Here is a 24,761-nt window from a genome sequence, read left to right as displayed (position 1 = left end):
ACTCAGGTCGTGCAGCCAGGCGTCATCCCGACCGTGTCGAACCACAAGCCGACCCGCAACACCCTCTCGCAACGCCTCAGCGGCGACATGTGACCGCTCCCTAACCTCGCGCTGGGCCGGATGGCGGCACCGCGCAGGATGCGGCCGCGCGCCGGGCGCGGGATGCAAGACCGACGCGCGCGACTGGCGCAGACCCTGAGACTGACGCGCGCTGAGCGCAAAACCGGGCACCGACGGCACGGCAGGGCGACGCGCGCATGCTTGCGCAGGGGTCCCCTTTGATTTCGGCTCCCCCGCGACCCAACGTACAGACGAGGTCTGACACTTCGCGAAGCCGAAGGCGAGCCGCACTCCCAGCGCGAGGCCGAAGGCGAGCCGTACCTCCAGCGCGAGGCCGAAGGCGAGCCGAAGCGAAGGCGAAGCCGAGCAGTCTTGGCTTTTCGCTCTTGGCTTTTTCCATGCCTGGCAGGTGGGGTGGTCCCGTCACGAGCAGTGCTGACGCGTTGTGCCGCGGCTGGTGGGGGATGTCAAACGGCCACGCTTTTCGGCCGTTTGACATCCCCCACCACGTGTGGCCCGCTCCTGGTGCGGCTCGTGACGGGACCCCACCGCAACGTAACCAAACTACGCAACAGGCAGCCGCCCAACGCACCAGGCGTGCCATCAACCCGCCGAGGGCGCGGTACCCCCGATCAGATTGCCGGGGGTCTGGGGGCAGCGCCCCCAGGTGGAAGCACGCAACGGGACCAGCCAAACGCAACAGGCGCCCGACTAAGCCGCCCGCCCCCGAACAGCCCCAACCCCACGACACCCCAAATAAATCACAAAACTAACCGCAGTAACCAGAGCAGAAACCGGCAACCCAGGCTGCAACGACAACAAAATCCCCCCAACAGCCGCAACCTCGGCAAAAACCACGGACAAAACAGTGGCCCGAACAGGAGAAGCGGTAACCCGCATGGCCGCAGCAGCAGGCGTGATCATCAACGCCAACACCAGCAGAGCCCCGACCACCTGCACAGAAAGCGCAGTAGCCACCCCGACGAGCACAGCGAACACGATCGACAGAGCCCGAACCGGCACCCCACGTGAAACAGCAACATCAGGATCAACGGAAGCAAAGAACAAGGGCCGATAAATAACAACCAAAACCCCGAGCACAGCAACAGAAGAAACAACCAGCAAAGCAAGATCGGTAGAGTCAACCCCAACGATCTGCCCAGTCAACAACCCGAACTTGTTGGCAGCCCGCCCCTTGTAAAGAGCAAGCATCAAAATCCCCAACCCAAGCCCGAACGCCAAAATGGCCCCGATGACAGAGTCCCGATCACTCTCCCGCCGAGACAACACCCCAAGCAGAACAGCGGCCAAAATAGACCCGGCCAGAGCCCCATACCCAACGCCGACACCCAACAGCAGAGCAGCAGCTCCACCGGTAAAGGCCAGCTCACTGGTCCCATGAACAGCAAAAGCCATCTTGCGAGTGACGACAAGAGGCCCCAACACTCCAGCCACAAGCCCGAGAACAGCAGCCGCGATCAACGCGGTCTGGACGAAATCGAGCTCGAGCAGATCAAGCAGAGTCACGACGCCGCCTCAGCGGTCAGATGATGCGTCTGCTCCTCGCAAGCACCGGCACCGACGACGAGGATCTGGTCCCGGACCCGCACGACCTCGACCGGCGTCCGGTAGAGCTCGGACAACGTCCGGGAGTTCATCACTTCTTCCGGTGTCCCGACGCGGAACCGCCCGCCCACCAGGTACAGAACCCGGTCGACCAGCGGCAGCACGGGGTTCAGCTCGTGCGTCACGAACAGCACGGCGGTGTCGGCCTCACGCCGGCGCTTGTCGATCAGCTCGGAGACGACCCGCTGGTTCGCGAGGTCCAGCGACAGCAGCGGCTCGTCGCACAACAGCACGGAAGGGTCGCCCACCAGTGCCTGGGCGACCCGCAACCGCTGCTGTTCCCCGCCGGACAGCAGCCCGATCGGCGAGTCCGCGTACCGGGTGCCGCCGACGGACTCGATGGCGGCGTCGACGCGGATCCGGCGCTCGCGGCGCGACCGCAGCCCGAGGCCCCAGCGGTGGCCGTCGAGCCCGAGCCCGACGAGGTCGCGGCCGCGCAACGTCATCGACTGGTCGAGCGCTCGCTGCTGCGGGACGTACCCGATGGACCGGTTCCCGCCGGCCACCGACACCGACCCGGCCGACAGCGGCTGCAGTCCGAGCAGCACGCGCATCAGGCTGGTCTTGCCGGAACCGTTGGGTCCGAGGACCGCGAGGAACTCGCCCGGCTCGACCTCGAGGTCGAGCCCGTTCCACAGCTCCCTGTCCCCGTAGGACAGCCGGGCCCCGCGCAGCGAGATCGCGCTCATGCCTTGAGCGCCTGCGAGAGGGCGTCCACCTGCTTGCTCATCCAGTCAAGGTAGCCGGTCACGCCCTCGGGCAGCGTCTCGGTGACGGCGACGACCGGGACGCCCGCGGACTTGGCCTTCTCGACGAGGCCCTTCGTGACCTGGTTCTCGGTCTGCGTGTTGTTGACCAGGACGTTGACCTGCTTGCCCTCGACCAGCTGGTTCATCGCCGCGAGCGCGGCGGCCGGCACGTCCGACTCCTCCTCGATCGCCTTGCTGAACTCCTCCGGCGTGGCGTCCTCGGCGCCGGACTCCTCGACGAGGTAGTGCGCGATGGGCTCGGTCGAGGCGACCTTCTTGCCGGTGCCGATGCCGGCGACCTTCTTCTCCAGCTCCTCGAGCTTGGCGGAGAAGTCGGCGGTGTTCTTCTCGAACGTCGACTTCTTGTCCGGCGCGATGGCGCCGAGCTCGTTCGCGGCCGCCTCGGCCACCGCCTGGACGGTGTGCAGGTCGTACCAGACGTGCTCGTTCACGCTGTGGTCGTGACCGTCGGCGTCGGGCGCGGCGCTGGTGGACGGCTCCGCGTGGTCGTGCTCGCGCAGCGGGAACGCCTCGACCTTCTTGGTGGCGTCGCTGGTGATCAGCTTGGCGAAGAAGTCGTCGTAGCCGCCGCCGTTGAACACGACCAGTTTCGCGTCCTTGACCAGTGCGGCGTCCGCGGGCTTGCTCTCGTACGAGTGCGGGTCGGCGCTCGGGTCGTCGAGCAGCGCCTTGACCTCGACCTCGTCGCCGCCGACGGCCTTGACGACGCTGCCCCACACGTTGGTCGACGCCACGACCTGGATCTTGCCGTTGTCGGCGGTCGGCGCGGAGGTGCCGCAGGCGGCCAGGCTGGCGACGGCGAGAGCGCCGACCAGAACGTTGCGGAGTGTCATCACGCCGTCCCTCGATCAGGTAATGGAAACCGTTGTCGAGTTCATGTTACGACACGAAAAAGCCCCCGGCGGTCACGCCGGGGGCTTTCAGGTGTGACTCACGCCTCCAGGCGCTCGCCCGATTCGGGGTGGAACAGGTGGATCTCGCTGTGGTCGCGGACGGCGACCTTGACGTGCTGGCCCAGGGTGGGCGGCGTACGGCCGTCGACGCGGACGACGAAGCGCTGCGACGAGTCGCCGATCTTCACGGCGCCGTGCACGAGCGCGTCGGCGCCGAGCTCCTCGACCAGCTCGACGACCATCTCCATGCCCTCCTCGCTCGACGGCACGATGCCGAGCGCCTCGGGACGGATGCCGAAGGTGACCTCGTCCAGACCGCCGGCGGCGGCGATCGCGTCACGCGAGAGCGGCACGATGACGCCGTCGAGCTTCGCGCCCTCCGATGTGATCGGCACGGTCTTGAGGTTCATGGCCGGCGAGCCGATGAAGCCGGCGACGAACGCGTTGGCCGGGCGGTCGTACAGCGCGCGAGGCGTGTCGCACTGCTGCAGCAGGCCGTCCTTGAGCACCGCGACGCGGTGGCCCATCGTCATGGCCTCGACCTGGTCGTGCGTGACGTAGATCGTGGTCGTGCCGAGGCGCTGCTGGAGGGCGGCGATGTTCGCACGCGTCTCGACGCGCAGCTTGGCGTCCAGGTTGGACAGCGGCTCGTCCATGAGGAACACGGAGGGCTCGCGCACGATGGCGCGACCCATCGCGACGCGCTGGCGCTGACCACCGGAGAGCGCCTTCGGCTTGCGCTCCAGGTACTTGGTGAGGTCGAGCATCTTGGCGGCCTCTTCGACCTTCGCCTTGATCTCGGTCTTCGCCACACCGCGCAGCTTGAGCGCGAAGCCCATGTTCTCCGCGACGGTCATGTGCGGGTAGAGCGCGTAGGACTGGAACACCATGGCGATGTCGCGGCCCTTCGGCGGGACGTTGGTGACGTCCTTGCCGCCGATGTGGATGGCGCCCTCGTCGACGTCCTCGAGGCCCGCGAGCATGCGCAGCGCCGTCGACTTGCCCGAACCGGACGGGCCGACCAGCACCAGGAACTCGCCGTCGGCGACTTCGAGCGACAGCTCGTCGACCGCGCGGACCGGCGGGTTGCCGGAGAACACCCGCGACGCCTTGACGTAGGACACCTCAGCCATGTGACGCACCTTTCAGCTTGTTGGGCGCGACGTTATGCATTGCAAGCGCTTACGGGAACAACCGAAAGCGCTTACGTTGCCAGTCGAGACAACGTAAGCGCTTTCGTTCATCGAGACGGGAACTAGCCCTTCACGGCACCGGAGGCGAGCCCCTGCACCAGGAAGCGCTGCACCAGGTAGAACACGACGATCGCGGGGATCGCCACCAGGATGGACGCGGCGGCGAGGTGCCCCCACTCCGTCCGGTTCTGCTGCACGAACACCTGCAACCCGACGGCCAGCGTCTTCGACTCGTCGGCGGCGGACAGGAACGCGGACGCGAAAGCGACCTCGCCCCACGCCGTCAGGAACGCGTAGAACGACGTCACCGCGAGACCCGGCTTGGCCAGCGGCAGGATCAGCCGCCAGAACACGCCGAACGGCGACAGCCCGTCCACGCGGCCCGCCTCGTCGATGTCGGCGGGCACCGTGTCGAAGTAGCCCTTGAGCATGTAGGTGCAGAACGGCACCGCGGTCGTGCAGTAGACCAGCACGAGACCGATGGAGGAACCGTTGAGCCCCAACGCGATCAGGATGTTGTACAGCGGCACGATGAGCACCGCGAACGGGAACATCTGCACCAGCAGGAACGACATCATCAGGCCGCGCTTGCCGGGGAACCGGAACCGCGACGCCGCGTAGCCCGCCGTCGCCGAGATGAACACGCCGAGGACGGTCGTCATCAGCGCGATCAGCACGGAGTTGCCGAACCAGGCGAGGAAGTCGCCCTTCTCGCCGGACAGCACCCGGCTGTAGTTGTCCAAAGAGGACTCGTTGAACAGCTTCGGCGTCGGCTCGACGGCCCGCGCGTCCGGCTTCAGGGACGTGACGAACACCCAGAAGACCGGGAACACGGCGATGACCGAGGCGATGATCAGCGTGGCGTGCAACGCGACGGACGCGGCCTTCGACCTGTCCGTGCGGCGCAGCCGGCGTTCGGGGGCCCGAACGACCTGGAGAGACGAAGCATCGAGCGTCACGTCACCACACCTCGCCCTGCTTGCGCAGCGCCCGCCGGTAGATCGTGGCGAACACCAACAACACCGAAAGGATCAGCACGCCGTAGGTCGACGCGATGGCGTAGTCGCGGGACGCGCCGGAGAAGAAGCGCTCGAACGCGTAGGTGACCAGGATCCGGGCGTTCGGGTTCGGACCCGCGATCAGGTAGATCACCGGGAACATGTTGAACGTCCAGATGATGCCCAGCAGCACCACCGTCGACGACACGGACCTCAGGCCAGGCAGCGTGACGTGCCGGAACCGCTGCCACGGCGTGGCACCGTCCACCTCGGCCGCCTCGTAGAGGTCGCCGGGGATCGACTGCAGGCCGCCGAGGAGCGCCACCATCATGAACGGCACGCCGAGCCAGGTGTTCACGATGATCACCGACACGAGCGCCCAGTTCGACTGGCCGAGCCACACCGGGTCCGGCAGGCCCACCGCGCGCAGGAGCTGGTTGATGATCCCGTACTGCGCGTTGAACATGTACTTCCACGCGAACGCGCTGATGAACGCGGGGACGGCCCACGGCAGGATCAGCAGCACGCGGTACAGCCCGCGGCCGAGCACCTGGCGGTTCAGCAGCATCGCCAGGCCCAACCCGATGGTGTAGTGCAGCACCACGCACGAGAAGGTCCAGATCAGCGTGCGGACCAGTGTGCCCCAGAAGTCGCCGAACGACTCGCCGCCGGACAGCACGTTGAGGTAGTTCTTGAACCCCACCACGTCGTAGGTCGACGGCCGGTCGAGGATCGGGTTGGCGATGTTGCTCTCGTTGATGTTCGTGAAGGTGAAGAACACGCCCTGCGCGAGCGGGTAGAGCACCAACACCGCGATGACCACCACGACCGGCAGCACCATCGCATACGCGTACCAGTACCTGTCCAGGAACCGACGCACGGAGACTCCCCTCAGCGAACGGCCGGGGCGCGAACCCCGGCCGTTCAGCACGATCAGCCGATGGAGTACTCGGGAACGACGCTGTCCTTGTACGCCTTGGCGACGTCGTCGAGAGCGGTCTTGGCGTCCTTCTTGCCGGCCAGGAAGTCCGCGTAGCCGACCTTCAGCGGGTCGAAGAGCTGGCCGCCCTCGGGGATCCACGGACGCTCGTGCGCGGTCTTGGTGACCGGCTCGAACGCGGCGACGACGGCGTTCGCCTTGACGTCGGCGTTCTGGTAGGCCGACTTGCGGGTCGGCAGCAGGCCGAGCTCCTTGGCGACGGTGGCCTGCGACTCGGCCGACGCCATGCACTGGATGAGCTTGATCGACGACTGCTTGGCCTTGGTGGCCTTGCGGATCACGTAGTCGTGGCCGCCGACCGGCGCGCTGCCCTTGCCCGCGGACGGGCCGGGGACCGGTGCGATGCCGAGGTTCGCCGGGTCGCTGAACGCGGCGCCCTTGAGGTAGTCGGCGACGGCCCACGGACCGTTGACGACCATGGCGGCCTCACCGGAGGAGAACGCGGCCTGCATGTTCGAGTACGAGTTCGTCGCGTCGAGCGCCGTGGTCGCGGCCTTGGCGTCGAGCAGGCCCTTCGCGGTCTCCAGCGCCTTCACGTTCTGCGCGGAGTTCACGACGATCTTCTTGCCGGAGGCGTCGACCAGGTCGCCGCCCTCGCCGTAGATGAACGGCAGCGCGTAGTACGCGTCGTTGTTGAGGAAGAACGCCTTCTCAGCGCCCAGCTTGGCGGCCGCGGTCTTGAGCTCGTCCCACGTCTTCGGCGGCTCGACACCCGCGTCGGCGAGCTTCTTCTTGTTGTACAGCAACGCGAGCGAGTCAGTCACCTGCGGCACGGCGTAGGTCTTGCCCTCGTACTTCGTGGAGCCCAGCGGGGCCTCCAGGAAGTCGGAGGTGTCCTTCGCGAGGTCGGTGTCGGACAGGTCCTCGACCAGGCTCAGCTTCGCGAGCTGCGGCACCCACGCGACCTCGGAGCGGAAGACGTCGGGGCCCTGACCACCCTGCGCGGCGGTCTTGTAGTTGTTGAGCGCGCCGTCGAACGCCTGCGTCTCGACCTTGACCTTGTAGCCGTCCTTGGTGGCACAGCCTTCCGCGATCTTCTTGAACACGGGGCTCTCGTTGGGACCACTGGTGTCCCAGAAGGTCACCTCGCCCGAGTCGGATCCGCTGTTGCTGCTCGATCCACCGCTTCCGCAGGCGGTGAGCACGAGGGCGACACCCGTCGCCATGGCGGTCACGAGGGTTGTCCGTCGCATCGTTGCTGCCGTTCCCTCCAGCTGACCTCATCTCCCTGTTGAGATGAGGGCCTTGCAAGTTTTTGCGAGAATGTTGCGGGCGATTTCACTACCCGAACCATGGTCAGGTCAAGACGTCGACCGTAACCAAGCCGTAACGGCCCTGTCTTGCAAACGCTCGTTGCAAAATTTTTCTGAACACGGCAGGCTTGCGCCGAACCAAGCGTGAGCAGGGAGGCAACGTGTCCGGACTGTCCGAGATCGCCAGGGCAGCCGGGGTGTCCATCTCCACCGTCAGCCGAGTTCTCAACAGGCGCGCGGGTGTGAACGAGGAGACCAGGCAGCGGGTGCTGTCGGTGCTCGCGGAGATGCCGTACACCCCGCGCGGACTCGGTGCGTTGCAACGCACCGGCGTGATCGGCCTGCTCGTGCCGGAGCTGTCCAACCCGGTCTTCCCCGCGTTCGCCGAGGCGCTGGAGACGCGGGCGGCCCGCCTCGGCTACTCGTCACTGCTGTGCAACACCCGCAGCGGCGCGCCGATGGGCGAGGAGGAGTACGTCCGCATGCTCCTGGCCCGCGGGGTCGAGGGCATGGTGTTCGTGTCGCCGGAGATCACCAACGTCGAGGTGCCGCTCGGCCAGGCGCCGCGCCCGAGCTACTACGCGAAGCTCCTCGCGGACGGCGTCCACATGGTGTTCCTCAACGGCGCCACGCCGGCGTTGGACGTGCCCGACGTGACGGTCGACGAGCAGCTCGCCGGCTACACCGCCACCAAGCACCTGATCGACCTGGGCCACGAGCGGATCGGGTTCGTGTCCGGTCCGGCGCGATCTCTCCCCTCGCGCCTGAAGCGCGCCGGGTGGGCCGCCGCGCTGGAGGAGAACCACCTGCCGGCCGGGTCGGAGTACGTGTCGCACGGGCCGTTCAGCGCGGAGGGCGGTGGCGTGGCGGTGGCGAAGCTGCTGGACACGGTGTCGCCGACCGCGGTGATCTGCTCGTCGGACCACATGGCGCTCGGCGTGATGCGCGAGGCGCACCAGCGGGGGATCTCGGTACCGGACGACCTGTCCGTCGTCGGGTTCGACGACATCCCGCTGGCCGCCTACTCCTCGCCCGCTTTGACGACGCTCGCGCAGCCGATCGAGGAGATGGCGGCGGCCGCGATCGACGAGCTCGTGCTGCGCCTGGACCCGGATCGCCGCAGGCAGGGCACCGACAACTACACCCGCGTGTTCCGCCCGCGGCTCGTCGCTAGGGAGTCGACGGCACCACCGAAGCGGTGAGCCCATTGGTCTGGACCAAATTCTGAACAAGGCAGATGGGCCAACCTGCGGGGATGCGTCATCCGAGGGACGCAGGTCACCCTGACTTCACGAATTGGTTCTGAACCGTTACGGTCCTTTCATGGCGCGGTCGATGCATGTGCGACGTCCGGCAACGTTGGCCTCTCTGGCCGCTGAGCTGGGCGTTTCCCGGACAACGGTGTCCAACGCGTACAACCGGCCCGACCAGCTCTCGCCAGAGCTGCGTCGGCGGGTGTTGGACACGGCCCGAAGGCTGGGTTATCCCGGCCCGGATCCTGTGGCGCGCTCGTTGCGCACGCGCAAGGCCGGTGCGGTGGGCCTGCTGCTCACCGAGAACCTCTCCTACGCGTTCCGCGACCCGGCCGCGATCGGCTTCCTGGAGGGCCTCGCGCTGGCGTGCGAGGACGCCGGCACCGGTCTGCTGCTGGTCCCCGCCAACCCCGAACGCGAGGACGTCGCGTCCGTGCACCGCGCCGGCGTCGACGGCTTCGTCGTCTACTCCGTGCCGGACGACGACCCGCACCTCGCGGCCGTGCTGGAGCGCCCCGTCCCGACCGTCGTCTGCGACCAGCCGGACCTCGGCACGGTCGACCGCGTCGGCATCGACGACCGCGGCGCGATGTACGAGCTCGCGCGGCACCTCATCGGCCTGGGCCACCGCCGCATCGGCGTCGTGTGCATGCGCCTCGCGCGTGACCGCAACGACGGCTTCGTGACGCCCGACCGCCAGCACGCCGCGCACTTCCACGTGCAGCGCAACCGCCTGTCCGGCCTCGCGGAGGCGTTCAGCGAGGCGGGCGTCGACTGGTCGCAGGTGCCCGTGGTCGAGCGCTTCGACCACAACATGGCCTCCGGCGCGTCCGGTGCCGCCCAGGTGCTCGACCGCGACCCGCAGGTCACCGCGTTGATCTGCACCTCGGACGTGCTCGCGCTGGGCGCGCTGGACGAGGCCGCGCGCCGCGGTCTGCGCGTGCCGCACGACATCACCGTGACCGGGTTCGACGGCATCCGCGCCGGCGAGGAGGCCGGGCTCACGACCGTGCGCCAGCCGGTGCTGGAGAAGGGCCGCGCGGCGGGCAAGCTGCTGCTCGACGCCGCCGAGCGGTCGCGTCCCCGTTCGGTCAACCTCGCCACCGAGCTGATCATCGGCAAGACGTCGGCCGGTCCCCGCGGTGGCGCCGAGGAGCGCTGGTTCGGGCCGTGAGCCCGCCGGTCGGCGAGCTCAGCGCTCCAGCCTGAAGACGACGGGTGAGCTGGTCCTGCCGGCCAGCTTCGCCACCAGCAGGTAGTCGCCGGGCCCGACCTTGGTGTGCGCGCCGCAGCCGGGCTGCGAGGTCGAGCCCGCCCACGTGGTGCCGTAGTTGAAGGCCTCCTTGGGCTGCATGACCCGCACCTCGTTGCCCTCCGCCGCCAGGCAGTGGTTGCTGGACCACAGCACCGTCGCGCCGTCCGCGGTCAGCACCGTCAGCTCGCGGTGCTGCCGCCCGATGTCCCTGATGCACGGCACCGGACCGGTGTTGACGACGTCCATCGACAGTTCGGGCTGGTCACCGACCGTGTAGAAGGGCTTGTTGGCCTTCGCCACGACCCCGATCACGTCGTCGGGGCAGGGCTGCGGCGGTCCGGGCGGCGGGGCCTGCGTGGTCTCGGTCGGCGGGGGCGGCGGGGTCGTCGACGACGAGGCGCCCGCCGACTCGGTCGTGCTCGGCGGCGGGTTCGAGGAGGACACCGCGGCCGCGTTCGTGGGCTGGGTGGTGTCGTCGTCGGAACCGGACATCGCCACGATCCAGATCACGAGCAGCAGTGTCACCAGCGCGGCCCCGATCGCGGCGAGGCGGCGGCGCCAGTACACCGTGGACGGGAGCGGTCCTGTGGGCTCGATCACGGCCCCGAACGTAACGGCAGCCGATGGATTCCAGGCGTAGGCGAGCCTAGCTCGATCCGGTGAACGTGATATGGGTCGAAACCCCTTGTGAACGGGTGCTCACTCCAGTTCCATCGCTTGGGGGTCCGCCGGTAGGCCATGGAGGTGTGTCATGACCGCGATCGACGAACTGCTCAAGCGGAACTACGAGCTCGGGAACGTGGTTCCCGGAGACCGTTCGTCCGCGAAGCCGTCCCTGCAGGTGGCAATCCTGACCTGCATGGACTCGCGCATCCGGGTGTTCGAGATCTTCGGTTTGAAGCAGGGTGAGGCGCACGTGCTGCGCAACGCGGGCGGGGTCGTCACCGACGACGCCATCCGATCGCTGGCGCTGAGCCAGCGCAAGCTGGGCACGCGTGAGGTGCTGCTGGTGCACCACACGAACTGCGGCCTCGAGATGGTGACCGAGGACGAGTTCAAGGACGAGCTGGAGGCCGACACGGGCCTGCGCCCGACCTGGGCCGTCGAGGCGTTCAAGGTCGTCGAGCAGAGCGTGCGCGGCTCGATGGCGCGGCTGCGGCGCAGCCCGTTCATCCCGCACACCGACAAGATCCGCGGTTTCGTCTACGACGTGCACACCGGTGAGCTGCGCGAGGTCGACGCGGCCGAGACCGCCGCTGCCTGACCGCACTCGTGCGAGGCCCCTTCCCGGCAACGGGCGGGGGCCTTTGCGCTTGAATGGGCGGCGATGAATCACGAGTTGCTGCTGGGCTGGTGGGACACCGCAGCCCGCGACCTTCCGTGGCGCCGTCCCGAGTGCACGGCCTGGGGCGTTCTGGTCAGCGAGATCATGCTGCAGCAGACGCCGGTCTCCCGCGTGGAGCCGATCTGGCACGAGTGGCTGGCGAAGTGGCCGGTGCCCTCCGCGATGGCCGCGTCCTCCCAGGGCGAGGTGCTGCGCATGTGGGGCAAGCTCGGGTATCCCCGCCGCGCCCTGCGCCTGCACGAGGCGGCCACCGCCATCGCCCGCGACCACGACGACGTCGTGCCGTCGGACATCGAGACGCTCGAATCGCTGCCCGGCATCGGCAGCTACACGGCCCGTGCGGTGGCCACGTTCGCGTACGGGCAGAAGTGCGCCGTCGTCGACACGAACGTCCGCCGGGTCGTCGCGCGCGCTGTGCACGGCGCCGGTGACGCCGGGCCGCCGTCGACCAAGCGCGACCTGCGGGACGTCGAGGCGATCCTGCCCGAGGACCAGCACGACGCCGCGGTGTTCTCGGCTGCGCTGATGGAGCTCGGGGCGTTGATCTGCACGGCCAAGAACCAGAAGTGCGCCGACTGCCCGTTGTTCGCGGAGTGCGCCTGGCAGCTCGCCGGGCGACCGGCCTACGCGGGGCCGGAGAAGAAGGTGCAGAAGTTCGCCGGCACCGACCGCCAGGTCCGGGGCCGGCTGCTGGACGTGTTGCGCGGTGCGCCGGGACCGGTGCCCAAGCTCCAGCTGGACATCGTCTGGAACGACGTGACGCAGCGGGAGAAGTGCCTGGCCTCGTTGCTGGACGACGGCCTGGTCGAGCAGACGCGGGACGGCCTGTTCGCCCTGCCTGGAGAGCACTGATGCACGCGCTGGTGGCGTTCTTCGACTCCGAGGCGGACGAGAAGGTCCGCGCGCTGCAACACCGCGTCGGCGGGAAGTTCAAGTTCCCGCCGCACCTCACCTACGCGCTCGCGAGCACGATCGGCCCGAAGGTCCGCAAGGAGCTGCGCGAGGACCTCGAACGGCTGTGGATGCCGGACCTGTACCTGCACACGCTCAGCACGTTCTCCACGTCCGAGAACGTGCTGATGCTGGCCGCGGTGGTCGACACCGAGCTGCTGGCCGTGCACTCGGCGATCCACGACGTGCTGGCGGGCAAGGTGAAGAACCCGAGCGCCTACTACCTGCCGGGCAGCTGGGTCCCGCACTGCACGCTCGTGCACGACGTCGACGACGAGGCCATGAAGGCGGCGTTCGCGGCGGTGTTCCCGGTCGAGCCGATCCGCGCGAAGGTCCGCGAGGTGTCCATCGTCGACACTCAGACCGGCGAGGTCGACGTGCTCAAGAAGGCCTCCACGGCCCCGCGGTAGACCCACGGCGCACTGTCGTGCACGAGGTGACCGGCTTCCTCGACGTAGAGGTACTGGCCGTTCGACCGGCGCGCCGCCTCCTCCATCTGCCCCGGCAGCTGGCCGCCCTTTCCTGCCTCGATGACGAGCGACGGGCACCGCACGGCGTCGATGAACTCCCAGTACGCCCGCGTGCCCCAGTGGCCGGCGATCTCGTAGAGGTCGTCCATCTCGGCGATCAGGTGCCAGCCGTCCTCCCGTTCCTCGAAGTACTCGGCGAACACCGGCGAACCGAAGTACGCCGTCACGTGCGAGAGCGACTGGAACGGCTTCGGCCAGGCGTCGAAGAGCCACTTCCACTCGTCGACCGTGCGTCCCCTGTTGTCCGGGGCGAAGTCCTCGACCACAATCGCGCGCACCAGGTCCGGACGGGTCGCCGCGAGACACCACGCGTGCAGCCCGCCCATGGAGTGCCCGACCACCACGGCGGGTCCGAGGCCGAGCTCTTCGACCGCGACGGCGGCGTCGGCGACGAAGTCCTCGGTCCGGAACGGTCCCCGCCGCGGGTTGCGGCCGTGTCCTCGCTGGTCGAGGGCGACGACGCGGCCGAACGGCCGGAGCCACTGCGCGACCGGCCACCAGGCGGTGGCCCTGCTCATCAGACCGTGCAGGAGCAGCACGCCTTGCCCGGTTCCGCCGAACTCCACCACCGACACAGGGATGATTAACGCATGAAGGCCCGCCCGTACCTGATCGCCCTGGTGTTGATCGTGCTCGTCGCCGGTCTGCTCGTCGTGTTCAGAACGCCCGGCGGCGACCCCGCGGACCAGCAGCGCCGGGAGACGTCACCGGAGGCCGCGGTGGAGGCCGGCGCGGGTGCCGGCGACGCCTACTACCCGACGGACGGCAACAGCGGCTACGACGTCACGCTCTACGACCTCGCGATCACCTACGACCCCGAGTCGAAGCAGCTGGACGGCGTCGCGACGATCACCGCGACCGCGTCGCAGGACCTGTCGCGCTTCAACTTCGACCTCGAGGGCCTCGACGTCAGCGGGGTGAAGGTCGGCGACCAGGACGCCAAGTTCGCGCGGGAGGGCGACCACGAGCTGGTGATCACGCCGTCGTCGCCGCTCGCCAAGGGCAAGCCGTTCACCACCGTCGTCACCTACGGCGGCAAGCCCACGACGATCAACGACGCCTCGCTCGGCCGCAGCGGCTGGCAGATCTCCTCGACCGGCGGGGCGTTCGCCGCAGGTCAGCCGCACTCCGCGACGACGTGGTTCCCGGCCAACGACACCCCGCGCGACAAGGCGGCGCTGAAGGTCTCCGCCCGCGTCCCCGACGGCTGGACGGCCATCTCGAACGGCCTGGAGAGCCCGCCGAAGCGCGACGGCGGCTGGACGACGTTCACCTGGACCGAGGAGACGCCGCTCGCCACCTACCTGGCGACCGTCGCGATCGACAAGTTCGAGGTCGTGCGGTCGAAGCTGCCCAGCGGCACGCCGGTGGTCGACGCGTACGCGCCCGGCACGTCCGCGGCGAAGAAACCGATCCAGTCGCAGCTGCCGGAGGTCCTGGCGTACCTGGAGACGAAGTTCGGCCCGTACCCGCAGCGGGCGGCGGGCGGCATCTGGGTGGCGGACCAGATCGGGTTCTCGCTGGAGACGCAGACCAGGCCGATCTACGCCTCCTGGGCCGACCTGGAGACGGTCGTGCACGAGAACGCCCACCAGTGGTTCGGCGACTCGGTGTCCATCGAGAACTGGGCGGACATCTGCCTCAACGAGTGCCTCGCCTCCTACTCGCAGTGGCTGTGGCTGGAGAAGGACGGCACCGACCTCGACCAGCGCTACCGCGACCAGGTCGAGCAGCGGCGCGAGCGGTCGTCGTTCTGGGCGCCGAAGCTCTACGACATGGGCAAGGGCAACGAGTTCCGCGGTGTCTACGACAAGGGCATCCTCGCGATGCACGCGCTGCGCAAGCAGGTCGGCGACGACGTGTTCTTCAAGGCCCTGCAGTCGTGGGTCGCCGAGCACCGCGACTCCAACGCCTCGTGGCCCGAGTTCGAGAACCACCTGAAGGAGGCGTCCGGGCAGGACCTCACGGCGTTCTTCAAGGCGTGGTTCCACGATTCGGGCATCCCCGGCGAGCAGTTCCTGCTGCCTGTCGGTGTGCGCCGCTAATGTGGGTCTCATGGCAGTCGTGAAGATCAACGCGATCAAGGTCCCCGAGGGCAACGGCCCCGAGCTGGAGAAGCGGTTCGCCGCCCGCCTCGGCGCGGTCGACGGCGAGCCGGGCTTCCTCGGCTTCGAGCTCCTGCGGCCGGTCGCGGGCGAGGACCGCTACTTCGTCGTCACGCACTGGGAGACGCACGAGGACTTCGTGGCGTGGCGCGACGGCCAGGCGGGCGCGGCGGCGCACTCCGGTGAGCGCGCGCGGCCCGTGTCGTCGGGCGCTGACCTGCTGGAGTTCGAGGTCGTGTTGGGGAGCAAGCCGCAGCGGTGATCGAGGAGGCCTACGACAGAGCCGCCGAGCTGATCGCCGGTGCGGACGCCGTTCTCGTCTGCGCCGGTGCCGGCATCGGTGTCGACTCCGGTCTCCCCGACTTCCGCGGCACCGAGGGGTTCTGGCGGGCGTACCCGCCCTACGAGCGGCTCGGGCTGAAGTTCGAGGAGATCGCCGACCCCGTGCACTTCGCCGACGACCCGGCGCTGGCGTGGGGTTTCTACGGCCACCGGCTGCACCTCTACCGCGACACGGTGCCGCACGAGGGTTTCGAGGTCCTGCGGTCGTGGGGTGCGCGCGTCTTCACGTCCAACGTGGACGGTCAGTTCCAGAAGGCGGGCTTCACCGAGGTCGCGGAGGTCCACGGGTCGATCCACCACGTGCAGTGCGTGGAGCCGTGCACCGACGAGATCTGGGAGTGCGACTTCGACGTCTCCGTGGATCCCGAGTCGATGCGGGCGGTCGGCGAGCTGCCGTCGTGCCCGCAGTGCGGCGGGCTGGCGCGGCCCAACATCCTGATGTTCGGCGACTGGGGCTGGGTGCCGCACCGCAGCCAGGCGCAGCTCGACGCGCTGAACGAGTGGCGGCGGTCCCGGCGGAACCTGGTCGTTCTCGAGATCGGCGCGGGCACCGCGGTGCCGACCGTGCGGCGTCAGGCGGAGCTGGCCAGCGCGGCGTCCGGGTCGCTGGTCAGGGTCAACGTCCGCGAGCCGGACGTGCGCCACGGCCGGGGCGTGTCGCTGCCGGTCGGCGCGCTGGAGGCCCTCAGAGCCTTGGCACGACGAACTGCGTGACGACGGCCCGGTGGTCGCTGCCGGGCACGTCGAACACGTCCAGCGTGTCCACCACGATCTTCGAGTCGACCAGCACGTGGTCGATGGTGACCGGCGGCGGCCAGATGCCCGCCTTGCTCGGCCAGGTGTGGATCAGCCCCTTGCCGACCTGGTCGGCGGCGTCCACGTAGCCCTTGTTCAGCAGCCGCCTCAGGCCGACGTGGTCGAGGGTGGCGTTGAAGTCGCCGGCGAGCACCCGGATCGCGCCGGTCGAGTCGGGAGCGGGCAGCCCGGCCAGCTCCCGTTGCCACGCCTCCGGTCCCTCGGTGACGACCGGCGGCAGCGGGTGCACCGAGACGACCTCGACGTCCTTGCCCGGCAGGTCCACGAGCGCGGCGGCCTGCCGCAACGTGCCCGGCGGGGTGAGGTTCCGCTGCGTGAGCGGGTACCGGGAGGCGATGCCGCTGCCCGACCCGCCCGGCTCGTCGAGGAACACCCGGTTCGGCAGCACCTGGCCGAGCCCGGCGCGGTCGAGGTCGCGCACCATCTCCGGCGTCAGCTCCTGCATGGCCAGCACGTCGACCCGGCGGGCCTTGACCTCCCGCACGATGGCGTCGGCGTCCGCGATTCCGGTCAGCAGGTTCGACGTCATCAGCCTGACCTGCTGCCCCACCCCGTTCGGCCGCGCGTCGGGAAACGCCCGCGGCGCCACGTTCGCGATCAGCACGACCCCGACCAACGTCATCGTCAGCCCGACGACCCACCGCTTGCGGAACAGCGCGAACAACCCGATGAGCAGCCCCGCGACGGTGACGTACGGGGTCAGCGACGTCGCGGCGATCATGTACCGGTTGCCGTCGATGCCGAGCAGCCTGACCATGGCCGTCGCGACGAACAGCATCGCGCACACGACCAGCAGGAACGTGGCGAAGCCGTTCTTGCGCGGCTTCACCTCGGTGGACACCACGCCGTGCAGTCTCGCCGAGTGCTCGTCAGTCTCCGGTGTGGTCCCCACGAAAGAGGGACGGCTGACACCGCGGCCTCGTTGCCCGTCAGAAATTGTCAGACCCCTCCGCCATCCTGGACCCACACCGACCGCAGGGGGACCAGTGGGAGCCAAGGACTGGATGCTCTTCTACGCATCCGACGACGTCAGCAAGGTGCTGCGCTCGTCACCGAAGATCGACCGCGAGGCCACGAACGCCTTGGTCGAGCGCCTGTACCCATCGCACGACATCAGCCCGATCGCCGACGGCAGCCTCGACCAGGGCAACCCACCGGAGGGCGAGGTCTACGCGGCCGTCTTCCCGGGCCTGTCCATCGTCTGCACCCGCGACGCGGCGAACGACGCCCCCACCGACCTGCCACAACGCTTCGTCCGCGAGGCGGCGGGCCGCACCCTGTACCTGCACGCCATGCACAGCGTCGTCGACTTCTTCGCCTACGCGATCTGGGAGCCCGACGGCACAGTCCGGCGCTCGTTCAGCCTCTCCCCCGACAGCGGCGTCATCGAGGACATCGGCGCGCCGCTGCCGTTCGAGGAGGAGTACCTGGCGGGCGACGAGGAGTTCCTGGCGGGCCTGGACTCGGAGGACGAGTACCCGTTCCGCTTCCACCCGCTCGACCTGGCGGAGGCCGCGCTGAGGACGCTGTTCGGCTTCAACTACGAGGGCGTCTACGAGGACGACGACCCGGAGCTGGAGGACATCGTGCTGGCTGGGTACGCCGTGACGCCGCGCTGACCCTCAGACCGCCGCAGCGGGGTGCCGCGGCCGCACGTCCGGAATGAGGTCGAGCAGCCCGGTGATCACGTCGACGACCGATAGTAGGGACTCCTCGTCGATGGGGCCGCGCACCGTCGTGTGGACGATGCCGCTCTCGAACGTGAGCGAGAAGATCCACGCGACCAGCGGCGGCAGGTCGCCCACGCGGTCCACCAGCCACTGGGCGGCCTCCGGGTTGAACGCCCGTGCCGCACCGGACAGATCGGCGGCGAACACGGCGAACTCGTGGTCCGCGGCGGGCGGCAGCCGCAACGGCAGCCACTCGGTCTGCTCGCGCACCGCGGTGAGCGGTTTCTCGGCGGTCCACCCGGAAAAACGACCGGGCGCGACTGGCCGCCCCCGGAAGTCGGCGTGCCGGCGACGCGTGAGCCTCATGGGCGCGAGCAGGGTGGTGGCGACCTCGAACCGGTGCTCGATGAGCCGGCCGACACCGTTCGAATCCTGCTGGCGCATCGAAGCCTGCGACACCCGCACGTGCCACGTACCCCGCATGAAGTCGACGGCGAGGTCGAACCTCGGTACAGAGCGCTGCAACATCTTGTCCACGATGCCGTCGAGGTCGTTCGCCATCGGCCCTCGCAGATCGGCGGACCACGCCGCGCTCCCCTCACCTCGAACGACCTCGCCGCCGAGGGTGCGCGCAAGCGGCGTGAGCCCGACGGCCTGGTGCTCGTCGGCCGCGCGGTGCTTGCGCTTCTGCCACCAACGCCGCACGACCACCGCACTGAGGGAGAAGGCCAGAACGGCAGCGATCGGCCAGGTCAGCCGCACGAACTCCGCCATCAGAGGTCCAGGTCGCCTTCGATCCGGTGCTTCTGCTGGTCCTTGCCGATGTCGTCGTACTCGGTGGACTTCCGGTACGACCCGATGTTCCTCAGAGGCTTGTCGACACCCGCGTTGGCACCGGTGCCGACACCGAACTGGCCACGCACCGCGTCGACGGCGGCTTTGCCCACGGCCTTGGGAAAGCCGCTTTGGACACGCTCGCCGATCATGCCCTTGTCGCCCCAGAGCTTGACGTCCATCGGCACCCGCACGCCGGGGAGGCCGTTCTCAGGGTCCTTCTTGCTGATCTGCTTGGTCAGGTCGGCGAAGGCGCTGTTCACCTTCTTGTCCGCCATGGACTTCTGGAACGCCGTCCGCACGTTCCCGACCCGTCCCGCGAGGTTGCGCAGGAAGGCCATGATCTTGTCGAGGAACTGCCTCAGCCTCGCGATGATCCGTGCGACCCGGCTGCCGGTCGTCGCGACCCGCACACCGGTCGCGGCGCCCGCGGCCGCGGTCGAGGCGCCGAAGCTCGGCACCGCGGCGGCCAGCGCGGGAATCCAGATCATGATCAGCCAGGTGATCAGCTCGGTGAGGATCGCCTTGATGAAGTCCTCGACGATGGTCATGATCATGCTCGAGACCTGCAGCATGCTCGCGAGCTCGCCGGCCTGCCCGGCGACACCGTCGATGCCGTTGGCGAACTCGCCGAGTTTCGTGCCGGCGACTTCGGACGCCTGGCCTCCCCAGCTCTGGACCGCGGTCTTCAGGTCCTCCTCGAACTTGGTCCGCAGGTCGGCGACGCCCTTGGCGATGTTGTTGAAGTTCTCCGCCGCCTGCTGCAGTGCGGGGCCGTCGCCGCTCACCGCGTGGATCGCGTCTTCCAACGGCTGCACCACGCTGATCAGGAAGTTCAACCCCTGACCCACCAGCCAGCCGATCGGGTCCATCGCGATGCCGTACGCCGATGTGCCGAGGGAACCGACCAGTGCGGCTCCCTCGGAGGCGAGCCCCACCACCTCCGAACCGTCCGCGCCATCGCTCAGCTTGCCCGCGGCTTCGCGGGTCTTGAGGTAGTTGCCGAAGAAGGGAGACGCCTCGGCCATCTTCTGGCCGGTGGACTTCTCGCCGACCGTGATCTCGACGCCGCCGGCGCTGGACTTCTGCTCCACCACGTCGCGCCGCCTACTTCCGGTTGATCTCGACCTGGAGGCCGTCGAAGATCTTCTTCAACGCCTCTTCCTGGTGCGCGTAGCCCTGCGCGGTGCCGCGGAACTTGTCCGCACCGGATTGCAGCCCGTTCTGCATGTCGGTGAACAGGTCCTTCAGATCAGCGAGCATCCGCGTGTAGTCGTCCTTCACGAACAACCCGTACAGGCCCCAGGACTTGTCGCCCACGTCCGCCTTCGCGACCAGACCCGCGATCTCCGCGGTCCTGTTCCGGTGACCGTCGAGCGTTCCGGCGAACTGCACGAGCTCGTCCGGGTTCACGTCGAAGCCGCTCATCGGCCGCCCTCCTCGTCGTCGTAGAGGTTCAGGAAGCGACCGTCCTGCTTCGGCTGCGGTGGCGGCGGTGTGGATCGCTCGTGCCAGGAGTCACCCCTGAGCACGTTCCGGTCCGAGAAGTCGTCCGCGGGCTCCGGAGCCGGGCGGCGAGGCGGAACGGGCGGGCGGGCCTGGCTCGGTGGCGCCGGCGCTGGAGGTGGCGGTGCCACGGCATTCGGGGTGGCGGGTGGAGCGCCCTCTTCCGCCGTGGCGGCGCGCAGCTGGTCGGGAGTCATGCCGAACAGCTGGGCCTGCGTCTCCAGCACCTGGTCCTTCAGGCGCATGTCGTCGCCCAGAGCGCCCTCGACGATCCCCGCCTGGCGACGCGCGGCCTCCGCCACCGCTTTCCGCAGAGTCGACATGAGCTCAGCGGCCAGGGCGTGCGGTGGACGGCGCATCGCCTGATCGGTGAGCCTGATGTCCTTGATAGAGCCCGACGGACCCGCGACGACCGTCACGGCGCGGTCGGCCGAGGTGGCCACCGCCTCCAGTTCGGTCAGCTGTTGCTGCATCTCACCGATACCGGCGAACTGCTGGTCAACCCTGTGCATCTGAGCCTGGAACCGCTCGAACTGAGCGACCAGCTGGTCGAATTCCGCCGACACGACTGACACCTCCCCCATCGGTTCCGTTGTGGAACCGAGTTGTTCAGCAGCGGAGCCATCGTGGCAGCGAATTGCCCGAGCTGTGGCGAAACAGGCGAATTCACACCTCTGAGTGACACGCACGACAACGGCCCCCGGACCAGTGGTCCGGGGGCCGTTGTCACGTGCCTGTCAGGTCACTCCGCGTCGTTCGCCGGGGCGTCCTGGTCGATGGCCGCGGGGGCCGCCAGCTCGACGGGCGGGGCGTCCGGGACGCGGGTCGGCTTGGCCTCGCCGCGGAACACGAACTTCGCCTTGTCGTGCTGCTCGGACTCGCCGTCCCAGCCCTCGACGTCGGTGAGGATGATCTGGCCCGGCTGGATCTCGCCGAACAGGATCTTCTCCGACAGGGTGTCCTCGATCTCGCGCTGGATCGTGCGGCGCAGCGGGCGGGCGCCCAGCACCGGGTCGAACCCGCGCTTCGCGAGCAGGGCCTTGGCCCTGTCGGTCAGCTCGAGGGCCATGTCCTTGTTCTTCAACTGCGTCTCGACGCGGGCGATCATCAGGTCCACCATCTTGATGATCTCGTCCTGAGTCAGCTGGTGGAAGACGATGATGTCGTCGATGCGGTTGAGGAACTCGGGCCGGAAGTGCTTCTTCAGCTCGTCGTTGACCTTGTTCTTCATGCGCTCGTAGTTGGACGCGCTGTCCTGACCCGAGGTGAAGCCGAGGCCGACGGCCTTGCTGATGTCCGACGTGCCCAGGTTCGACGTGAAGATGATGACGGTGTTCTTGAAGTCCACCGTCCGGCCCTGACCGTCGGTCAGGCGGCCGTCCTCCAGCACCTGGAGCAGCGTGTTGTAGACCTCGTTGTGCGCCTTCTCGATCTCGTCGAAGAGCACCACGGAGAACGGCTTGCGGCGCACCTTCTCGGTGAGCTGGCCGCCCTCTTCGTAGCCGACGTAACCGGGAGGGGCACCGAAGAGCCGCGACGCCGTGTACCGGTCGTGGAACTCGCCCATGTCGATCTGGATGAGCGCGTCGTCCTCGCCGAACAGGAAGTTCGCGAGCGCCTTCGAGAGCTCGGTCTTACCGACACCGGACGGGCCGGCGAAGATGAACGAGCCGGAGGGGCGCTTCGGGTCCTTCAGGCCGGCGCGGGTGCGGCGGATCGCCTGCGACACGGCCTTGACCGCGTCGACCTGGCCGATGATCCGCTTGTGCAGCTCGTCCTCCATGCGGAGCAGACGCGTGGTCTCCTCCTCGGTGAGCTTGAACACCGGGATGCCGGTCCAGTTGGCGAGGACCTCGGCGATCTGCTCGTCGTCGACCTCCGCGACGACGTCCAGGTCACCGTCCTTCCACTGCTTCTCCCGCTCGGCCTTCTGGCCCAGGAGCTGCTTCTCCGCGTCACGCAGCTTCGCCGCGCGCTCGAAGTCCTGCGCGTCGATCGCGGACTCCTTGTCGCGACGGACGTCGGCGATCTTCTCGTCGAACTCGCGCAGGTCCGGCGGCGCGGTCATCCGGCGGATGCGCATCCGCGCACCGGCCTCGTCGATGAGGTCGATCGCCTTGTCCGGCAGGAACCGGTCGTTGATGTACCGGTCCGCCAGCGTGGCGGCGGCGACCAGCGCGGAGTCGGTGATCGAGACGCGGTGGTGCGCCTCGTACCGGTCGCGCAGGCCCTTGAGGATCTCGATGGTGTGCGCCAGCGACGGCTCGCCCACCTGGATCGGCTGGAAACGGCGCTCCAGCGCGGGGTCCTTCTCGACGTGCTTGCGGTACTCGTCGAGCGTGGTGGCACCGATCGTCTGCAGCTCACCGCGGGCCAGCATCGGCTTGAGGATGGAGGCCGCGTCGATCGCACCCTCGGCGGCACCCGCGCCGACGAGCGTGTGGATCTCGTCGATGAACAGGATGATGTCGCCGCGCGTGCGGATCTCCTTGAGGACCTTCTTCAGGCGCTCTTCGAAGTCACCGCGGTAGCGCGAGCCCGCGACCAGCGAGCCGAGGTCGAGCGTGTAGAGCTGCTTGTCCTTGAGCGTCTCGGGCACCTCGCCCTTGACGACCATCTGCGCCAGTCCCTCGACGACGGCGGTCTTGCCGACGCCGGGCTCGCCGATGAGGACCGGGTTGTTCTTGGTGCGGCGGGACAGCACCTGCATGACCCGCTCGATCTCCTTGGTGCGCCCGATGACCGGGTCGAGCTTGCCCTCCCGCGCCGAGGCGGTGAGGTTGCGCCCGAACTGGTCCAGCACCAGGGACGACGACGGCGTGCCCTCGCCACGACCCGGAGACTCCGACGCGCCCTTCTCCGTCGAGTAGCCGGACAGCAGCTGCAGCACCTGCTGGCGCACCCTGTTGAGGTCGGCGCCGAGCTTCACGAGGACCTGCGCCGCGACGCCTTCGCCCTCGCGGATCAGGCCGAGCAGGATGTGCTCGGTGCCGATGTAGTTGTGGCCGAGCTGAAGCGCCTCGCGCAGCGAGAGCTCCAGGACCTTCTTCGCACGTGGGGTGAAGGGGATGTGTCCGCTGGGGGCCTGCTGGCCCTGGCCGATGATCTCCTCGACCTGCTGGCGGACGCCTTCCAGCGCAATCCCCAACGACTCGAGCGCCTTGGCGGCGACACCTTCACCCTCGTGGATCAGACCCAGGAGGATGTGCTCGGTGCCGATGTAGTTGTGGTTGAGCATCCTCGCCTCTTCTTGGGCAAGAACAACCACCCGCCTCGCGCGGTCGGTGAACCTTTCGAACATTCGCACTCCCTGACTGCTGCGTCGGCGGTCCTCGGCTCCACCGATCTACCCTGGTGAGCGCGGCACCGTGGCTCCACTGTAGTGGGCGGTACCGAGGCCTGTGGTTCCCATCAGCGGCAAGCCGCCTGGAGGAAAACCCTGACATCCGCATCAACGCAGGTCGGGAGCAACGGATTCCACAGATCGGGCGATGTCCGCTGAGCGCGAACAACCGTCGGTCGAGCGACACTCCTGTGACCGGGCCCACCTGAGCGAGCGCATCGGGAGCATCTCTGGGTAAGGTTAGGCAAGCCTCATACCCATGAGATTGGACTTGCGCGTTGACCGTACCGGCGAGGGTCTCACAGCAGAACCCGCGTGCGCTCACGCCACTGGCCGAATCCATCGCACGCCTGGACGTGGGCGCGGACATCCGCTTCGGCGTTCAGCCGGACGACTGGACCACCTGCTCCGACCTCCTGGCCGACCCGGACCGCTTCGACCTGTGGCGCAAGGACCTGGCCGGTTGGATGGTCGAGCAGTACGGCGAGTCCGACGGCAGGGCCACCGCCGGCTACGTCATGGGCTGGTACCTCCACCAGCCCGGCTACCTGGCGGGCCTGCTCTTCCACACGGCCCGCCGAGTCCCCAGCCTCAAGCCCGCGGACATGGCCTTCCACCTCGCCACGGACGGCCGCCCCCACCCGGACGGCATCGCCCTCTTCTCGGACGAGTTCGCCTGCCTCCCGGACGACCCCGCCTCGAACCACCCGGCAGCGACGGTCGTGGCCAACGAAGCGGCCCTGGCCGCCCTCCTGCGGGCCCGCTACGCGGCTCACGCGGCCCAGTTCGTGGCGTCCTTCGGCCAGGTGGTCCGCTTCGGCCGCCGCACCCTCTGGGCAGCGGCGACGGACATGCTGGAGTACGGCCCCTGGGCAGCGGGCCGAGCCTGCGGCGACGAGAACGGCGGCGTGACGGACGCGGCCCTGATCCTCCCCGAGAAGCTGACGCCTTTCGTGGCGGCCTCGTCCCTGCACTTCACCTCCGAGGGCTGGAAGCGCAAGCGCAACAGCTGCTGCTT

25 protein-coding genes are annotated in these 24,761 nt (G+C 68.5%); 10 read left to right on the top strand and 15 right to left on the bottom strand.

The genetic code is table 11. The annotated features are described in order from the left end of the window. Positions 1-771: 771 nt before the first annotated feature. From VF330_RS05615 to VF330_RS05585, 7 genes are all read right to left on the bottom strand, one after another. The gene (locus VF330_RS05615; RefSeq protein ID WP_330850415.1) at positions 772-1,587 is read right to left on the bottom strand and encodes a metal ABC transporter permease; all 816 of its coding nucleotides are present in this window, start codon (positions 1,585-1,587) and stop codon (positions 772-774) included. Beyond that, the gene (locus VF330_RS05610) at positions 1,584-2,375 is read right to left on the bottom strand and encodes a metal ABC transporter ATP-binding protein (protein WP_330850414.1); all 792 of its coding nucleotides are present in this window, start codon (positions 2,373-2,375) and stop codon (positions 1,584-1,586) included. The genes VF330_RS05615 and VF330_RS05610 overlap by 4 nt, the downstream gene beginning before the upstream one ends. Then, a complete protein-coding gene (locus tag VF330_RS05605) occupies positions 2,372-3,289 on the bottom strand; it encodes a metal ABC transporter solute-binding protein, Zn/Mn family (protein ID WP_330850413.1) in 918 nt (305 codons plus the stop codon). The genes VF330_RS05610 and VF330_RS05605 overlap by 4 nt, the downstream gene beginning before the upstream one ends. A 98-nt stretch (positions 3,290-3,387) precedes the next feature. Next, positions 3,388-4,482 carry a sn-glycerol-3-phosphate ABC transporter ATP-binding protein UgpC gene (locus VF330_RS05600; protein ID WP_330850412.1) on the bottom strand — a complete coding sequence of 365 codons (1,095 nt, stop codon included), beginning with the start codon at positions 4,480-4,482 and terminating at the stop codon, positions 3,388-3,390. 122 nt (positions 4,483-4,604) lie between these two features. After that, positions 4,605-5,501, bottom strand: a complete 897-nt coding sequence (locus VF330_RS05595; protein WP_330850411.1) for a carbohydrate ABC transporter permease — start codon at positions 5,499-5,501, stop codon at positions 4,605-4,607. Position 5,502: 1 nt separating this feature from the next. After that, a complete protein-coding gene (locus VF330_RS05590; RefSeq protein ID WP_414675341.1) occupies positions 5,503-6,420 on the bottom strand; it encodes a carbohydrate ABC transporter permease in 918 nt (305 codons plus the stop codon). Positions 6,421-6,473: 53 nt separating this feature from the next. After that, a complete protein-coding gene (locus VF330_RS05585; RefSeq protein ID WP_330850410.1) occupies positions 6,474-7,733 on the bottom strand; it encodes an extracellular solute-binding protein in 1,260 nt (419 codons plus the stop codon). A 221-nt stretch (positions 7,734-7,954) separates the two neighbouring features. On the opposite strand from VF330_RS05585, the gene VF330_RS05580 reads away from it, so the two are divergent. Both VF330_RS05580 and VF330_RS05575 read left to right on the top strand, forming a co-directional pair. After that, positions 7,955-8,995: a LacI family DNA-binding transcriptional regulator gene (locus tag VF330_RS05580; protein WP_330850409.1), complete on the top strand. Its 1,041-nt coding sequence runs from the start codon at positions 7,955-7,957 to the stop codon at positions 8,993-8,995. A 121-nt stretch (positions 8,996-9,116) separates the two neighbouring features. Further along, positions 9,117-10,220, top strand: coding sequence for a LacI family DNA-binding transcriptional regulator (locus VF330_RS05575; RefSeq protein ID WP_330850408.1), 1,104 nt, complete (start codon positions 9,117-9,119; stop codon positions 10,218-10,220). An 18-nt stretch (positions 10,221-10,238) separates the two neighbouring features. Here VF330_RS05575 and VF330_RS05570 read toward each other — a convergent pair whose 3' ends face one another. Continuing rightward, on the bottom strand, positions 10,239-10,901 hold the full coding sequence (locus VF330_RS05570) for a hypothetical protein (RefSeq protein ID WP_330850407.1): 663 nt from the start codon (positions 10,899-10,901) through the stop codon (positions 10,239-10,241). A 151-nt stretch (positions 10,902-11,052) separates the two neighbouring features. On the opposite strand from VF330_RS05570, the gene VF330_RS05565 reads away from it, so the two are divergent. From VF330_RS05565 to VF330_RS05555, 3 genes are all read left to right on the top strand, one after another. Next, positions 11,053-11,565, top strand: a complete 513-nt coding sequence (locus VF330_RS05565; protein WP_330850406.1) for a carbonic anhydrase — start codon at positions 11,053-11,055, stop codon at positions 11,563-11,565. A 63-nt stretch (positions 11,566-11,628) separates the two neighbouring features. Next, the gene (locus VF330_RS05560) at positions 11,629-12,498 is read left to right on the top strand and encodes an A/G-specific adenine glycosylase (protein ID WP_330850405.1); all 870 of its coding nucleotides are present in this window, start codon (positions 11,629-11,631) and stop codon (positions 12,496-12,498) included. Continuing rightward, a complete protein-coding gene (locus tag VF330_RS05555; protein ID WP_330850404.1) occupies positions 12,498-13,007 on the top strand; it encodes a 2'-5' RNA ligase family protein in 510 nt (169 codons plus the stop codon). The genes VF330_RS05560 and VF330_RS05555 overlap by 1 nt, the downstream gene beginning before the upstream one ends. Here VF330_RS05555 and VF330_RS05550 read toward each other — a convergent pair. Continuing rightward, entirely contained in the window at positions 12,956-13,702 is a 747-nt protein-coding gene (locus VF330_RS05550; protein ID WP_330850403.1) for an alpha/beta hydrolase, read from the bottom strand. The genes VF330_RS05555 and VF330_RS05550 overlap by 52 nt on opposite strands. 15 nt (positions 13,703-13,717) lie before the next feature. Between VF330_RS05550 and VF330_RS05545 the strand changes: the two genes are divergently transcribed. Genes VF330_RS05545 through VF330_RS05535 form a run of 3 tightly spaced genes read left to right on the top strand, consistent with a single transcriptional unit; the run spans position 13,718 to position 16,288 of the window. Continuing rightward, entirely contained in the window at positions 13,718-15,172 is a 1,455-nt protein-coding gene (locus VF330_RS05545; protein WP_330850402.1) for a M1 family metallopeptidase, read from the top strand. Between the two features lie 10 nt (positions 15,173-15,182). Next, positions 15,183-15,494 carry an antibiotic biosynthesis monooxygenase gene (locus VF330_RS05540; protein ID WP_330850401.1) on the top strand — a complete coding sequence of 104 codons (312 nt, stop codon included), beginning with the start codon at positions 15,183-15,185 and terminating at the stop codon, positions 15,492-15,494. After that, entirely contained in the window at positions 15,494-16,288 is a 795-nt protein-coding gene (locus tag VF330_RS05535; RefSeq protein WP_330850416.1) for an SIR2 family NAD-dependent protein deacylase, read from the top strand. Before VF330_RS05540 ends, VF330_RS05535 begins: the two co-directional genes overlap by 1 nt. Here VF330_RS05535 and VF330_RS05530 read toward each other — a convergent pair. Next, on the bottom strand, positions 16,260-17,234 hold the full coding sequence (locus tag VF330_RS05530) for an endonuclease/exonuclease/phosphatase family protein (RefSeq protein ID WP_330850400.1): 975 nt from the start codon (positions 17,232-17,234) through the stop codon (positions 16,260-16,262). The genes VF330_RS05535 and VF330_RS05530 overlap by 29 nt on opposite strands. Positions 17,235-17,394: 160 nt before the next feature. Here VF330_RS05530 and VF330_RS05525 point away from each other — a divergent pair, with 160 nt between their 5' ends. Then, positions 17,395-18,009 (top strand): DUF6928 family protein, encoded by a 615-nt coding sequence (locus VF330_RS05525; protein WP_330850399.1) that lies wholly within the window; start codon positions 17,395-17,397, stop codon positions 18,007-18,009. Between the two features lie 3 nt (positions 18,010-18,012). Here the strand turns inward: VF330_RS05525 and VF330_RS05520 are convergent, their stop codons facing one another. The 5 genes from VF330_RS05520 to VF330_RS05500 form a co-directional block, all read right to left on the bottom strand. Next, positions 18,013-18,834, bottom strand: a complete 822-nt coding sequence (locus tag VF330_RS05520; protein WP_330850398.1) for a hypothetical protein — start codon at positions 18,832-18,834, stop codon at positions 18,013-18,015. Beyond that, positions 18,834-19,991, bottom strand: coding sequence for a hypothetical protein (locus tag VF330_RS05515; RefSeq protein ID WP_330850397.1), 1,158 nt, complete (start codon positions 19,989-19,991; stop codon positions 18,834-18,836). Before VF330_RS05515 ends, VF330_RS05520 begins: the two co-directional genes overlap by 1 nt. Positions 19,992-20,001: 10 nt before the next feature. Beyond that, the gene (locus VF330_RS05510; RefSeq protein ID WP_330850396.1) at positions 20,002-20,322 is read right to left on the bottom strand and encodes an ESX-1 secretion-associated protein; all 321 of its coding nucleotides are present in this window, start codon (positions 20,320-20,322) and stop codon (positions 20,002-20,004) included. Then, positions 20,319-20,966: a YbaB/EbfC family nucleoid-associated protein gene (locus tag VF330_RS05505; RefSeq protein WP_330850395.1), complete on the bottom strand. Its 648-nt coding sequence runs from the start codon at positions 20,964-20,966 to the stop codon at positions 20,319-20,321. Before VF330_RS05505 ends, VF330_RS05510 begins: the two co-directional genes overlap by 4 nt. 176 nt (positions 20,967-21,142) lie before the next feature. Continuing rightward, positions 21,143-23,701: an ATP-dependent Clp protease ATP-binding subunit gene (locus VF330_RS05500; RefSeq protein ID WP_330850394.1), complete on the bottom strand. Its 2,559-nt coding sequence runs from the start codon at positions 23,699-23,701 to the stop codon at positions 21,143-21,145. Positions 23,702-24,021: 320 nt separating this feature from the next. Between VF330_RS05500 and VF330_RS05495 the strand changes: the two genes are divergently transcribed. After that, on the top strand, positions 24,022-24,761 hold a 740-nt coding region (locus VF330_RS05495; protein ID WP_330850393.1), incomplete at its 3' end, for an iron-sulfur protein.

It is taken from the genome of Lentzea sp., assembly GCF_036380075.1.
GTDB lineage: Bacteria > Actinomycetota > Actinomycetes > Mycobacteriales > Pseudonocardiaceae > Lentzea.
Note: the sequence above shows the minus strand (reverse complement) of the source record. Positions and strands in the feature narration are given on the sequence as shown.